The 13975-nt window shown below is 65.8% G+C and carries 13 protein-coding genes; 8 read left to right on the forward strand and 5 right to left on the reverse strand.

Going from position 1 to position 13975, the window contains the following annotated elements; genetic code table 11:
* Positions 1–113 precede the first annotated feature (113 nt).
* The 7 genes from VEIS_RS04315 (at position 114) to VEIS_RS04345 (ending at position 8256) form a co-directional block, all read left to right on the forward strand.
* Positions 114–1643, forward strand: coding sequence for an acyl CoA:acetate/3-ketoacid CoA transferase (locus VEIS_RS04315; protein WP_011808675.1), 1530 nt, complete (start codon positions 114–116; stop codon positions 1641–1643).
* A 91-nt stretch (positions 1644–1734) separates the two neighbouring features.
* Positions 1735–3396, forward strand: coding sequence for a GMC family oxidoreductase (locus VEIS_RS04320; protein ID WP_011808676.1), 1662 nt, complete (start codon positions 1735–1737; stop codon positions 3394–3396).
* Between the two features lie 212 nt (positions 3397–3608).
* Entirely contained in the window at positions 3609–4607 is a 999-nt protein-coding gene (locus tag VEIS_RS04325) for a sugar ABC transporter substrate-binding protein (RefSeq protein WP_232287842.1), read from the forward strand.
* Positions 4604–5599, forward strand: a complete 996-nt coding sequence (locus VEIS_RS04330; protein ID WP_011808678.1) for an ABC transporter permease — start codon at positions 4604–4606, stop codon at positions 5597–5599. Before VEIS_RS04325 ends, VEIS_RS04330 begins: the two co-directional genes overlap by 4 nt.
* A 9-nt stretch (positions 5600–5608) precedes the next feature.
* Positions 5609–7102, forward strand: a complete 1494-nt coding sequence (locus VEIS_RS04335; RefSeq protein ID WP_011808679.1) for a sugar ABC transporter ATP-binding protein — start codon at positions 5609–5611, stop codon at positions 7100–7102.
* A gap of 7 nt (positions 7103–7109) precedes the next feature.
* A complete protein-coding gene (locus VEIS_RS04340) occupies positions 7110–8069 on the forward strand; it encodes an ABC transporter permease (protein ID WP_011808680.1) in 960 nt (319 codons plus the stop codon).
* 4 nt (positions 8070–8073) lie between these two features.
* Complete coding sequence (locus tag VEIS_RS04345; protein ID WP_041949804.1) at positions 8074–8256, forward strand: hypothetical protein; 183 nt, start codon at positions 8074–8076, stop codon at positions 8254–8256.
* Here the strand turns inward: VEIS_RS04345 and VEIS_RS04350 are convergent.
* The 5 genes from VEIS_RS04350 to VEIS_RS04370 all read right to left on the reverse strand — a co-directional run bounded on the left by VEIS_RS04350 (position 8244) and on the right by VEIS_RS04370 (position 12922).
* Positions 8244–9230: a Bug family tripartite tricarboxylate transporter substrate binding protein gene (locus VEIS_RS04350; RefSeq protein ID WP_011808681.1), complete on the reverse strand. Its 987-nt coding sequence runs from the start codon at positions 9228–9230 to the stop codon at positions 8244–8246. The genes VEIS_RS04345 and VEIS_RS04350 overlap by 13 nt on opposite strands.
* Positions 9231–9266: 36 nt before the next feature.
* On the reverse strand, positions 9267–10280 hold the full coding sequence (locus VEIS_RS04355; protein WP_011808682.1) for an Ldh family oxidoreductase: 1014 nt from the start codon (positions 10278–10280) through the stop codon (positions 9267–9269).
* Complete coding sequence (locus tag VEIS_RS04360; RefSeq protein WP_011808683.1) at positions 10280–11206, reverse strand: hydroxyacid dehydrogenase; 927 nt, start codon at positions 11204–11206, stop codon at positions 10280–10282. The genes VEIS_RS04355 and VEIS_RS04360 overlap by 1 nt, the downstream gene beginning before the upstream one ends.
* Positions 11207–11307: 101 nt before the next feature.
* Positions 11308–12483: a UxaA family hydrolase gene (locus VEIS_RS04365; protein ID WP_041950528.1), complete on the reverse strand. Its 1176-nt coding sequence runs from the start codon at positions 12481–12483 to the stop codon at positions 11308–11310.
* Positions 12484–12640: 157 nt separating this feature from the next.
* Complete coding sequence (locus VEIS_RS04370) at positions 12641–12922, reverse strand: UxaA family hydrolase (RefSeq protein WP_011808685.1); 282 nt, start codon at positions 12920–12922, stop codon at positions 12641–12643.
* Positions 12923–13020: 98 nt separating this feature from the next.
* Between VEIS_RS04370 and VEIS_RS04375 the strand changes: the two genes are divergently transcribed.
* The gene (locus VEIS_RS04375; RefSeq protein WP_232287843.1) at positions 13021–13845 is read left to right on the forward strand and encodes a GntR family transcriptional regulator; all 825 of its coding nucleotides are present in this window, start codon (positions 13021–13023) and stop codon (positions 13843–13845) included.
* The last annotated feature ends 130 nt before the right edge of the window (positions 13846–13975 follow it).

A 13975-nucleotide genomic window follows, 5' to 3' on the forward strand; every position in this document is an offset into this window, starting at 1 on the left:
GCAACATTCCTTGACTCACCTGAATCGTCGTAATAGCATTGCCATCAAGTAACCATTGAGATGGTTATTTGAGACCAGGGAAGAACTGCTGTCAATGGGTGTCTGATCTCTGAATGGAGGATGTGTTGAGCAAATGGATGGGGGCTGCCGCTGCGGTCGAGGAAATCTTCGATGGCGCAACGATGGCGCTGGCTGGTTCGGGCGGTGGTCTGCTGGAGCCGGATGCCGTGCTTGCGCAGCTCGAGCAGCGCTTTCTCAAGACCGGGCATCCACGCGATCTGACCGTGGTGCACGCGCTTGGCATCGGCGACGGCAAGGGCAGCGGGCTTGGGCGCTTTGCCCATGCCGGCATGGTCAGGCGCGTGATCGGCGGGCACTGGAGTTGGGCGCCTGCGATGCAACGGATGGCGCAAGACGAGGCGTTCGAGGCTTACAGCTTCCCGGCGGGCGTGATTTCCACGCTGCTGCGGGAAATCGGCGCAGGGCGACCGGGCCTCATCACGCATGTCGGGTTGCGCACCTTCGTCGACCCGCGCATCGATGGCGGCAAGATCAACCGGCGCGCAGCCGAGGAACTGGTGGAACTGATCGAACTGGAGGGGCGCGAATATCTGCGCTACAAGCCGTTCAAGGTGGATTTCGCCATTGTGCGCGGCTCATCGGCGGATGAGAGCGGCAATGTCACGCTACGCCGTGAACCTGCCGATCTGGATGTTTATGCGGCTGCGCTCGCGGCGCACAACAGCGGTGGCCGTGTGATCGTACAGGTGAAGGAGCGTGCACCGGGTGGTTACGTGCCGGCACGCCTGGTGCGCATTCCCGGCATTCTGGTCGACACGCTTGTCGCAACGCCCACGCAGGTGCAATGTGTGGTGTCGGACTACGATGCGTCGCTCAGCGGCGAAGCGCTCAGTGCGGTGGGCGATGGTTGCTACGCAACGCCCGGCGGCATTCGCCACATCATCGCGGCGCGGGCGGCAAAGGAGTTGCAGGCCGGGCAGTCGGCCAATTTCGGCTTCGGCATTCCTGGCGGCATTCCCGCCATTCTTGCGAAACAGGGGCGGCTTGGCAGCTTCTGGGGGTCGGTGGAGCAGGGTATCCACAACGGCGCCATGCTCGACGGCCCGATGTTCGGCACTGCGCGCAATGCCGACGCGATTCTGTCCAGCGTCGATCAGTTCGATTTTTATAGTGGCGGCGGTGTAGATGTCACCTTCCTCGGCATGGGCGAGATGGATGGCGCGGGCAACATCAATGTATCGAAGTTCGGCGCGACGGTCGTCGGCCCCGGTGGCTTCATCGACATCACCCAGGGCGCGAGGAAGATCGTGTTTTGCGGCAGCTTTGAAGCAAAAGGCTTGCAGATCGAGCAGGTGGGAGCGAGCGTGAACATTGTGGCGCCAGGCAGCGTGCCCAAACTCGTCGAGCGGGTGCAGCACATTAGCTTCAGCGGCGAGCAGGCGCGCCTCGTGGGCCAGGAAGTGCTCTACGTGACCGAGCGTGCGGTGTTTCGTCTGGATGCCACCGGGGTACGGCTGATCGAGGTGGCGCAAGGGATTGACATCGAAAGGGAGGTGCTGGCGCGAATGGCGTTTCGCCCGTTGATGGACGAGGCGCTACTTTCACAGGCACGGGCCGGATGATGCAAGGCCGGTCATGGGCGCGGCAGCCTGCGCACGGTCTCGGTGTGGGCACCATGCGCAGCATGCGGTCGACACAGCATCGGAGACAGCAATGTATGACTATGTGATCGTGGGCGGCGGCGCGGCGGGTTGCGCACTGGCGGCTCGTCTGAGTGAAGAGGCCGGCATGCGGGTGCTGCTGCTGGAGGCCGGCCCTGCCGACACCGATCCCTACATCCATATGCCGGTGGGATTTTTCAAGATGACCGATGGCCCCTTGACATGGGGTTATCGCACCGTGGCGGCTGCGGCAACGCAAAAGCGGCGGATTCCCTTCGCACAGGGCCGGGTGCTCGGCGGCGGTAGTTCGATCAATGCGATGGTCTACACCCGCGGCCAGCCTGCCGACTACGATGGCTGGGAGCGCGATGGCTGCACCGGCTGGGGTTTTCATGATGGCGTGTTGCCGTACCTGCGGCGCATGGAAGACAACGAGCGCCTGTGCGACCCATACCATGGCGTGGGTGGTCCGCTGGGCGTGTCCGACCTCATCAGCGTCAACGAACTGACCAAAGCCTTCGTGCGCGCCGGCCAGGAAGCGGGCATGCCGCACAACAGCGATTTCAATGGCGCGCAGCAAGAAGGTGTGGGGGTGTATCAGGTCACGCAGCGCAATGGCAGGCGTTGCAGTGCGGCGGCTGGCTATCTGCGCCAGGCGCGCTCGCGTCCCAATCTCACGGTTCGCACCGACTGCCTGGCGTTGCGCGTGGTGATCGAGAATGGCCGCGCTGCCGGCGTCGAGTTTGCCCCGCGTGGCGAGCGCGCCAGCGTGACGATGGTGCGCGCCCGCCGCGAGGTGATCGTGACGGCGGGCGCGATTGGTTCGCCGAAGTTGCTGATGCTCTCCGGCATTGGCCGCGCGCAAGACCTGGAGCGCGTCGGCGTCCAGCCCGTGCATGTGCTCGACGGCGTCGGACAGAATCTGCAAGACCACTTCGATATCGATATCGTCTACGAACTCAATGGCCCGTACAGCCTGGACAAGTACGCGAAAAAACACATGATGCTGCTCGCCGGACTGGAATACAAACTGTTCAACAAGGGGCCGGTGACCTCGAACATCGCCGAAGCCGGGGCCTTTTGGTATTCAGACGGCAGCGTGCCCACGCCTGACCTGCAATTTCATTTTTTGCCGGGCGCGGGTGTCGAGTCCGGCGTGCCGCCGGTGCCATCCGGCTCGGGCTGCACGCTCAATTCCTATTTCCTGCGGCCGCGCAGCCGGGGCAGCGTCACGCTGCACAGCGCCGACCCCGCTGATGCGCCGCGGATCGATCCCGCTTACATTCGCGACCCGCACGACCTGAAGATTGCCGTCGAGGGCATACGCCAGAGTCGGGAAATCATGCGCCAGAGCGCCTTGCGCAAGTACCTCACGCGCGAGCACTTCCCGGGCGACAAGGTGGCCTCGCAGGCCGAGTACGAAGCCTATGCGCAAGCGTATGGCCGCACCGGGTACCACCCCGTCGGCACCTGCAAGATGGGCATCGACGAGCTGTCGGTGGTCGATCCACAACTGCGCGTGCATGGCATCGAGGGTCTGCGGGTGGCGGATTCGTCAGTGATGCCGCGCATCGTCAGCTCGAACACGAACGCCGCCACGCTCATGATCGCGGAAAAGGCGGCTGATCTGATACGCGGTCTGGTGGCGCAGCCAGCGCGCGAGCAGGCAGGCACATTAGGCTCCATGCGACCCCGCAAGGCCATGGCAGCCTGAGAACACATCGCGCAAGGCGCGGGAAAGGTCCGGGAACATCGGGCAACCGGCGATTTCGGCAGGTGATAAGTAGCTGTTTATTTCAAATCCCTGATGACAAGGGTTTCTTACTCGAAGGAGACATCATGTTCAAGCAAAGGCTCCAGCAAGACCGGCACGCAGGCGTTTCACGCCGCAACTTCATCCAACGGGGCGCAGGCACCGCATTTGCCGTGGCTGGCAGCGGCATGCCGGGCCTGTCGTTCGGGACGGGGCCGACCACGCTCGCCTGTTCGTTCCGCTCACTCACCAATCCCTACCACGCCGCATTCAACAAGGGCGCGCAGAGCTTTGCGAAAAGCGTCGGGCTGCCCTACGTGCCGCTCACCACGGAAGGCAGTTCGGAAAAGGGCATCGCGGACATTCGCGCCTTGCTGCAAAAGACGGGCGGCAACCTCGTCCTCAATGTCGATCCGAACGATTCGGCTGATGCGCGGGTGATCGTCGAGACCTGCGCCAAGGCTGGCGCGCATGTGACGACGATCTGGAACAAGCCGAACGATTTTCACCCGTGGGACTTCAACCCGCACTACGTCGCGCACCTGTCGTTCGACGGGCTCGCTTATGGCGCGGCCACCGCGACTGAATTGTTCAAGGCCATGGGGGGCCAGGGCGGTGTCGTGGCGCTCGGCGGCATTTTCAGCAACGTGCCAGCCATCGAGCGCAAGGCTGGCCTGATGGCGGCGCTGAAAAAATTCCCGGATATCCAGCTGCTGGACTTCCAGGTCGCGGACTGGGACTCGCAAAAGGCCTTCCCCATCATGCAGGCATGGCTGACCCGTTTCAACACGAAGGTCAAGGGCGTGTGGGCCGCCAACGACGACATGGCGCTGGGCGCCATCGAAGCCTTGCGCGCAGAAGGACTGGCCGGCCAGCTTCTGGTGTCCGGCATGGACGGCACGCAACCCGGACTCGCCGCGCTCAAGGCCGGCGAACTCGTGGCAACGGTTGACTGGGACCCTTATTGGCTGGGTGGCGTCGGCCTGTCGATGGGGCTTTCTGCACAGCAGAAAAAAATGGATGTCGCCCGTTTGCCAAAGGAGCGGCGCGAGTCATTCTGCAAGGCGACACTGGTCTCGAAAGCCAATCTGCAAGCCGTCCTTGCCCGCAGGGCGACACCGGCGGCCGACTGGAACGATGCCCGTGTGGCCGGCCCTCTGGTGTATCGATGAACGAGCCAGACGCGGCGCAAGTCGCCCACACAGGCGCACTGCGGATGCGCGCACGACAGCGGCGCTTTGCGCCGCTGTTGGTTCTGCTGGCGCTCGGCGTGTGCATCGGCGCCGTCGATCACAACTTCTTCGACCCGATGAACCTGGCGCGCATCGCCATTGCTGCCGCGATTCCACTCACCATTGCACTGGGCGGAATCTTCGTCATTCAACTCGGCAGCATCGATCTGTCGGCAGAAGGCGTGGTGGCAGTCGCGGCGATTACCGTGTCGATGCTCGTCGAGAACTCGTACAACGAGCACCACTCCGGGCTGTGGGTGCTGGCGCTGGCCGTCGCCGCCGGTGTCGTGCTGGGCCTGGTCAACGGCATGCTGCACGTGTTCCTGCGCATTCCATCGTTCATCACCACGTTGGCAGTCGGCTTCATCGCCTCGGGGATTGGAACGGCCTGGCTGTCGGGCAATACGATCCGGGTCAGCGACACCGCCCTGCGCTCGATCGCCATCACCCGCTACCTTGGCATGCCATTGTCCGTGTGGATTGCGCTGCTGGCGCTGGGCATCGCATGGTGGGTGCACCGCCATACCCTGCTTGGTCGCCACACGCTGGCCATCGGCGGCGGAGAAGACCTCGCCCGTCTCTGCGGCGTGCGGGTCGGGCGTGTGCGTATCGCCGTGTTCGCGCTGGCGGGCGCCTTTTATGGCGTGGCGGGCATTCTCGCGGTCGCGCAATATGGCCAGGGGCACGCGGTCATCGCCAACGGGCAACTGTTTGTCGCCATTACCGCCATCGTGGTCGGCGGCGCCTCGCTCGCCGGAGGCAACGGCAGCCCGCTGAATGCCCTGGTCGGCACCCTCATCGTGGTGGTGCTCGCCAATGGCATGGTTCTGCTCGGCGTGCCCCCTTATGTGCAACGCGGCATCCAGGGTGTGCTGATCATCGTCGCGGCGACCTTGGTGCTCGATCGTTCGCATCGACGCATCGTCAAGTGAGTGACCGACATGCTGCTCCTGAAGAACATCACCAAACGCTTTCCGGGCGTGCTGGCCCTGGATGACGTCAGCATCGAAATCAGGCCGAACGAAATCGTCGGTCTGATTGGCGAGAATGGCGCGGGCAAATCGACGCTGATGAAGCTGTTGACCGGCGCATACCGCCAGGACGCCGGCGCGATGACGCTCAACGGCAAGCCGTTGGTGATTCGCAATCCGCGCGACGCCACCTCGAAGGGCATTGCGATGGTGTATCAGGAGCAATCGATCCTGCCCAACCTGACCGTTGCCGAAAATCTGTTCCTTGGCCGTGAAAAGGACTTCGTTGCCCTGGGGCGCTTGAACTGGAGCAAGCTCGAGCGCGCCGCCCGCAAGGAACTCGCCACGGTGCATCTGGACATCGACCCGCTGACCCTGTGCGAGGACCTGTCGTTCGGCCAGCGCCAGATGGTGGAACTGGCGCGGGCGCTTTCGCTGGCCAGCCACGGCACGCCGATCATTTTGCTGGACGAACCGACTTCCATGCTCGAGGCCGCGGAGATAAAAATTCTGTTTCGACTCGTGGCCGAACTCAAGTCGCGCGCGTCTTTCGTATTCGTGTCGCACCGGCTCGACGAACTGTTGTCGCTCAGCGACCGGGTGTATGTGATGAAGGACGGCAAGGTCGTCGCCGACATGCCCGCCGCCGACGCTTCGGCGGCGCAACTCCACGAATTGATGGTGGGCCGCTCGCAGCACAGCGAGTACTACCGCGAGAGCCTGCAAAAGCCCTGCCGCAGCGAGGTCGCCCTGTCGGTGCGCGATGCATCGCTTGGCCATGCGTTCAAGGAGGTGTCGTTCGAGGTGCATGGCGGCGAGGTGTTCGGTGTGGCGGGGGTGGTCGGGTCGGGCCGCGAAGAGCTGTGCCGGGTGATCGCCGGACTCGAACGACTCGACGCCGGCGAGATCAACGTGGGGACGACCCGTCTTCGGCCGCAGGCAAATCATGCCGTCGCGCTGGGCATCGGGTATGTGCCGTGCGAGCGCAAGGTGGAAGGATTGGTGACGCAGATGAGCGTGGCGCAAAACCTGACGCTGCCGCGTTTGCGCGCAGTCAGTCGCGGCGGCGTGATACACAAGGCCAGCGAACGCTCGATGGCCAACGAATGGATTCATCGCCTGCATATCAAGACGCCAGGCCCCGACGCCTCCTGCCGCAACCTGTCGGGCGGCAATCAGCAGAAAGTGGTGCTGGCGAAATGGCGCTTCGCGGGCAGCCGGATTCTGGTGCTCGACCATCCGACACGCGGGCTCGATGTCGGCGCCAAAGAGGAGGTCTATCAACTCATCCGCGAGTTGACCGCAGAGGGCGTTGCCGTGGTGCTGACCGGCGACACGCTCGAAGAAATCCTCGGCCTCAGCCACCGGGTGATGGTGATGCGCGATGGCCGGGTGCAAACGATCCTGCCCTGCGCAGTCGGGCACAAGCCCTCGCAGGTCGAAGTCATAGAACACATGGTCTGAAGTCGACATGTCTGATCTGCACACCTCACTCAAAGCAAAGCTCGGCGGGCATGCCCCCTTCATCGCCCTGGTGGCGCTGTATCTGCTGATCGAAATCGCGCAACCGGGTTTCTTTGCGCCGTCGACGCAACTTGGCTTGCTGGCGGACAGTTCCACCTTGTTCATCATGGCCGCTGGCACCACCTTCGTCGTGCTGATCGGCAGCATCGATCTGTCATTGCAGGCAGTGGCATCGCTCTCCAGCGTGATCGTCGCGCTGCTGCTGCCGCGTCATGGCGCGCTGGCCGCAGTCGTTGCGCTGGCGGCGTCGTTTGGCGTGGGCCTGTTGAGCGGCATCATCCAGACCGCGCTGCGCATTCCTTCTTTCATCGCCACGCTTGCAATGGGCGGAATCGCATCGGCTGCCGCGCTGACGCTCTCGGGCACGCGCTCCATCGGGATTGGCCAGGAGATGCGCAGCGCGTCGCTTGGCTGGACCACCGGCACCTCATTGGGCGTGCCGCACGAGATTTTGCTCGGCATCGCAGTGTTCGCATTCTGTCTGTTCCTGCATCGTTCGACGGTCTTCGGACGGCACACCGACGCCATCGGCGCCGGCGAGCCGGCTGCGATTGCGTCGGGCCTGCGCGTGCCGGTGACCAAATGCCTGGTGTTTGCGACCTCATCGTTCTTCGCCGGGCTGGCCGGCGTGGTGATGGCCGGACGCCTCGGCAGCGGCTCGCCCACGCTGGCAGACCAGTTCCTGCTGCCCGTCATCGCGGCGGTGATCGTCGGCGGGACGGCACTGACGGGCGGTTCGGGAGGCATTGCCCGAACGCTGGTCGGCGCCTTGCTGGTATCGGTTGCGCGGGTCGGCATGACCTTCGTCGGCATCAGCGTGTTCGCGCAGCAGATCGTGTTCGGGCTGATTCTGATCGTTGCGGTGAGCATCGCCTTCGATCGTTCCAAGGTGCTGATCGTCAAGTGATTCCATGTATGGCTTGCCCCTCTCGATGTTGGCGCTGATGCCATTCCCGATCGTCCGTGCACGGCTTCGTTTGCCGACCATTCCGCGCTGTCTGCGCTTCGCCTTCGCGAACGATGTGGACATGGAATCAGGACTCACCGGCAACGGCGGCTCGGAATCGGAGCCGGCAAGACATCAGCTCGGCTGAATGTTCGCGCCCTCGATGACCTGCGCCCAGCGCGCAATCTCTTCGTTCAGAAAGACGGCGAAGCGCTCCGGCGTGCGCGCATCGGCGTTGAAGCCCTGCTGGCGCATGCGCTCTTGCATCTCGGGCTGGTGGACGATCTCGACCACCTCGGCGCCCAGTTTGCGCACCGCCGCGTCCGACATGCCGGCCGGTGCCATCATGCCGGTCCAGTTTTCCACCAGCAGCGCGGGCAGGCCGGCTTCGGCGGTCGTCGGCACCTTGTCCAGCGCCGGATGGCGCGTCCGGCTGGCGATGGCCAGCGCGCGCAGCCGGCCCGTTTTCACATGCGCGATCGATTCCGGGAAGTTCGAGAAGATCAGGTCCAACTGGCCGCCGATCAGATCCGTCACGGCGGGCGCGCCGCCCTTGTAAGGCACATGCTGTATGGCCGACTGGTTCAGTGCGTTGAACAACGCCAGCGCCAGGTGCGGCGGCGTGCCGTTGCCGCTGGAGCCGGCGTTCAGGCGGTGCGCCCTGGACTGCGTGATCAAGGCCCTGAAGTCCTCGATGGGGCTGGCTTGCGGCACCACGATCAGTATCGGGCTGCCGGCGATCAACGCCACCGGCCGCAGGTCTTTTTGCAAGCTGAATGGCGCTTTCGGGAACAGCGTCACATTGGCCGCATGCGCCAGCGTGACCGCCAGCAGCGTGTGGCCGTCGGGCGCGGCCTTGGCAACCATTTCGGCGCCGATCTGTGCGTTGCCGCCGGGCCGGTTGTCGACCACGACGTTGACCTTCCAGCGCTCGCCCAGTTGCTGGCCGATCTGGCGCGCCATCTGGTCCGTCAAGCCGCCCGCCGGAAAGGGCACCACGTAGCGAATGGTCGCGTCGGGCCGGGGGTAGTCGCCGCCCTGTGCCCGGGACCGGGCAGGCCCGCAGGCCGCCGCTGCGGTCAGTGCTGCGGCCCCGCGTATTGCGTCGCGTCGGTTCATCATCGTCTGGGCTCCTGGGGGGGTTATCTGCCACGGTTTTCATTGGCCATCGGTCATCGGCCACTGGGCGAGCAGCGCATCCGACACCTCGATGCCATCGCGCTCGGCCTGCCTGCGCAGCGCTTCGCGCCGCGCGCCGGGCAGGCGCAGCCCGGGGTCGCGCAGCATCTCGGCCACCAGCACTTCGGTGCGCTCGAGGTAGCTGGCCGTGCCGGCCAATGCGCCGGGGTCGATGACGATGAACACCTGCCCGATGCGCGGCCGGTTGCCCTCCTCCTCGAAGAAGCTGCAAGCCTCGAAGCCGAACTGTGCGCCGATCAGCGCGGTCACCAGTAGTTCCACGATCAGCGCCAGCATCGCCCCCTTGGGGCTGGTGGCCGCGCCTATCGGGAGCATCGAGCCTTCGAGACCGGCCTTCGGGTCGGTGGTCGGCTGGCCGTCGCGGTCCAACGCCCAACCCAGCGGGATGGTCCGGCCTTGCTGGGCCGCCACCATCAGCTTGCCGCGCGCCACTTCCGACAGGCTCAGGTCGATCAGCAGCGGATCGGTGTCGCGGCGCGCAAAGATGGCCGCCACCGGGTTGGTGCCAAAGATCGGATGGCGCCCGCCGGCGGCCGGCATCGCAGCCGGCGAATTGGCGCAGGCCAGGCCGACCAGGCCGGCCTGTGCCACCGGCCGCAGGTGGTCTGCGAGCACGCCGCAGTGGTGGCTGTCGGTCACGCCGGCGATGGCGATGCCCACGGCGTGCGCGCGGGCCACCGCCTCGGCGACCGCCCTGTCGCAGGCCGCGAACGCCAGGCCCTCATGGGCATCGATCAGCGCTGCGCCGCCTTTGGCGCGGCGCAGCGTCGGCAGCGCCGCGCCGTTGACCCGCCCGTTGCGCAACTGCGCGGCGTACTGCGCGACGCGGCTCAGGCCATGCGAGCCCAGGCCCTGGGCCTCGGCCAGCACCAGCGCGCGCGCTGTCGCGTCGGCCATCGTCTGGTTCGCGCCCGCGCTGCGCAGCGCCCGGGCCACGCTGTCGCGCGCCTGTTGCAGGCTCAGCCTGGCCATCAGTGCAAGACCTCCAGCAGTTGCTGCGCGATCAGGCGGCTCACGCGCTGGTTCGACTCGGTGGTCACCCCCGCGATATGCGGCGTCAGCAGCAGGTTGGGGCAGTCCTGGAACTGCGCCGCCGCCGCCAGCGGCTCGGTGTCGAACACATCGAGCGCCGCGCCGCCCAGGCGCCCTGCGCGCAACGCGGCGGCCACCGCCGCCTGGTCGACGATGCCGCCGCGTGAACTGTTGATCAGCACCGCCCCGGGCTTCATCTTTCCGATGCGGTCGGCATCGAAAAGACCGCGTGTCGTAGCCAGCAGCGGAACATGCAGGCTGACCACATCCGCCTGCGCCACCAGTTCGTCGAGCCCGACCGGCTGCGTGCCCGTCTGGGCGAAAGCCGGGTGGTCGGCGCCGAGCAGCGCGTCGCAGGCCATGGTGCGCACCCCCAGCGCTGCCGCGCTGCGCGCAGTCAGTTGGCCGATCGCGCCAAAGCCGACCAGCCCCAGCGTTTTGCCCGCGAACTCGCGCCCGTTCGACAGCGCCGCGCGCGGCCAATGGCCCGAGGCCAGCGCCGCCGTCGCGCCATAAGCGCCGCGCAACAGCAGCAGCGCCGCCGCGATCACGTACTCGGCCACGCTCGGCGCGTTGGCGCCGCTGGCCACCAGCACGCGGATGCCGCGCGCCTGGCAGCCCGCCACATCGATGTTGTCGAGCCCGGCGCCGAGCCGGCCCACCGCCTGGCAGCGTTGCAGCGCGGCCAAGAGCGCGCCGCGCACCTGCGTGCGGTTGCGCACGATCAGCGCATCGGCGCCGGCGGCCTCGCGTTGCAGGCGCGCGCCGTCGTCGACCAACTGCGGCTCGTACAGCAGTTCGTGCCTCGCTCGGAGTGGCTCCAGCGCGGCCGGGTCCATGAACTCTGCGATGACGATGCGTGCCATGGTGGTGCTGGCCCGATCAAGTGGCTTTGCGCGCCCGCTCGAATCGATGCGCGTACCCGCTCAGGTTCGCGCATCCGCGCAGGCTGGCTCGCACACCCCGCTCAGGCCGACTCATAAAGGCGCGTCAGCACGAACTCGCGATGGCCCAGCGCCTCGGCGGCGGTCAGCCGGCCGCAGGCGGTGCGCAGCATGCATTCGAGCAATTGGTCGCCGGCCTGGTCCAGCGTCATCTGGCGCTGCAACAGGCCGCAGGTGTCCACGTCGACATGCTCGCTCATCAGGCGCACCGTGCGCGGGTTGGCGCAGATCTTGATCACCGGCACGATGGGATTGCCGATCACGTTGCCCTGGCCGGTGGGGAAAAAATGCAGCGCGTAGCCCGAAGCGGCGCACAGCGTGACCATCTCGGCCGCAGCGCTGGAAGAATCCATGAACCACAGGCCGGGGCCGGTGGGCATCTCGGCCTTGTCGAGCACGCCGTCGACCAGGCATTTCTTGCCGATCTTCTGGATATTGCCCAGCGCCTTTTCCTCGATGGTGGTCAGGCCGCCGGCGATGTTGCCCTTGGTCGGCTGCGAGTCCGACAGGTCGCTGGTCTTGTGGCGGTTGATCATGTCCTGGTAGCGGTTGAACATGAACATGAAGCGCTCCCTGACCTGCGGCGTGCGGCAGCGCTCGGCCACGATGTGCTCGCCGCCGGTGATCTCGGAGGTCTCGCCGAACAGCAGCGTGTTGCCGGTCTCGTAGAGCTTGTCGAAGGCGTTGCCGACCGTCGGGTTGGCGCCGCAGCCCGAGGTCGTGTCGCTCTCGCCGCACTTGGTGGAGACCCATAGCTCATCGATGGCGCAAGGCTGGCGCTGCTTGTCGCTGGCCCACTGCACGAACTCGCGCGCAGCGCGGCTGGCGCGCAGGATGGTCTCGTGGTCGCCATGGCCCTCGATGCCGAAGCCGAGCGCCGGCTTGCCGGTGCTGGCGATGCCATCGACCACCTTGCGCGTCCAACTGTCTTCGATGCCGATGACGACCACCGCCGCCACGTTGGGGTTGCAGCCGGCGCCGATCAATGTGCGAAAGTGCAGATCCAGGTCGGCGCCGAACTGCAGGCGGCCATAGGGGTGGGGAATGGCGAGCGCGCCCTTGATGTTGTGCGCAACGGCCTCGGCGGCGGCGTTGGACAGGTCATCGAGCGGCAGGATCACGACATGGTTGCGCACGCCGACGCGGCCGTTCTCGCGGCGGTAGCCGAGGAACGTGGTCTCTTTGGAAATGACGGACATGGTGGGGATTTCTTTGTGGTTCGTGCAACGGAAGCGCCTGCCAGGGCCCATTGCATTGCTGAATCGTTCGTGAACGCGCAGGCGGAGCGCAGACAGTACGGTGTACGGCAAGCGACGCCGACAAAGTGCACGGATGTTTCAGGAATGAGGAATGGAATTACCAGCGCTTGGTCTTGATGTTCTGCACATGGGCATGCTCGCCGGCCGCGATCGGCGCGACCACCCGGCCCATGTCGATGCCGTACTTGTATACCGTGTCGCCGGGGTTCATGTCCTTGAGCGCCACCTTGTGACCGATAGGGATGTCTTGCCGGGCATGGATCAGGATCTCGCGGTCCTCATCCATGATCCAGCCGTTGAGCGCCATGCCGGCCTTGACGCCCTCGACCACCACGACGGCCACCGTGTCCCGGGCGTCGTGCAAAACGAAGTGAACCATGGGTCTATCTCCTGCGGGGCAAAAGTTGCGATGGGGCAGTGTCGATCGGCATATTTGCCAGTGTCAAACCAGTCATTCATATGACTTGGATGACGGGCATGCCTGGCGCCACGACCGTGGATGATGGCGGCGCCAAGCGCCACAATGTGGGCGCCATGCAACGAGCCGCTGCCGCCATCTTTGCCCCGATCGTCGCCGGCGCGCGCGCCACGCCGCTGTACCGGCAGGTCAAGAGCGCGCTGCTGCGCGCGATCGAGTCGGGGCAATGCCAGGCCGGCGCTGCGCTGCCGAGCGAGGCCGCGCTGGCGGCCGCGCTCGGCGTGTCCATCGGCACGCTGCGCCATGCCACCGACGACCTGGTGGCCGAGCATATCCTCGTGCGGCGGCAGGGGCGCGGCACCTTCGTTGCCGTGCACAACGCGGATCGCTTCATGTTCCAGTTCTTTCACGTCGAGCGCAGCGACGGCCTGCGCCAGGCGCCGAGGGTCGAACTGCTGGCCTTCGAGCGCGTGCGCATCGAGGAGGAGCCGGCACTGGCGCTGGGCCTGAAGCCGGGAGAGCCGGCCATCCGGATCGACAACCGCCTGCTGCTGCAAGGCAAGGCGGTGATCCACGACCAACTGACGCTGCCGGCGACGCTCTTCAAGGGCCTGACCGAAAAGCGCTTGCGCGAGCGCAAGAGCACCATCTACCACCTCTACCAGACCGAGTTCGGCATCACCGTGACCCGGGCGCGCGAGCATGCGCGCGCCGCCATCGCCGACCGCAGCCTGAGCCGCCTGCTCGGCGTGGCCTCGGGGGCGCCGGTGCTGGTGGTGCGCCGCACCGCGCTGACCTTTGGCGACAAGCCGGTCGAGTACCGGATCTCGACGATAGACACGGCCCGGCACGAATATGTGCACCTGCTGTCGCGGCCGGCATGACTGGCGCGCCGGCCCCGAGCCGCATCCACCGCATCCACCGCCTCCCGCCAGCCTGGACTGGCAAGGGTCGCCGCTAAGGGTAAATGCCAGGTTCACATAGTGAGCCGTTGGCCGGTTTTGCGCTGCGCCG

Source organism: Verminephrobacter eiseniae EF01-2, assembly GCF_000015565.1.
Taxonomy (GTDB): Bacteria; Pseudomonadota; Gammaproteobacteria; order Burkholderiales; family Burkholderiaceae_C; genus Acidovorax; species Acidovorax eiseniae.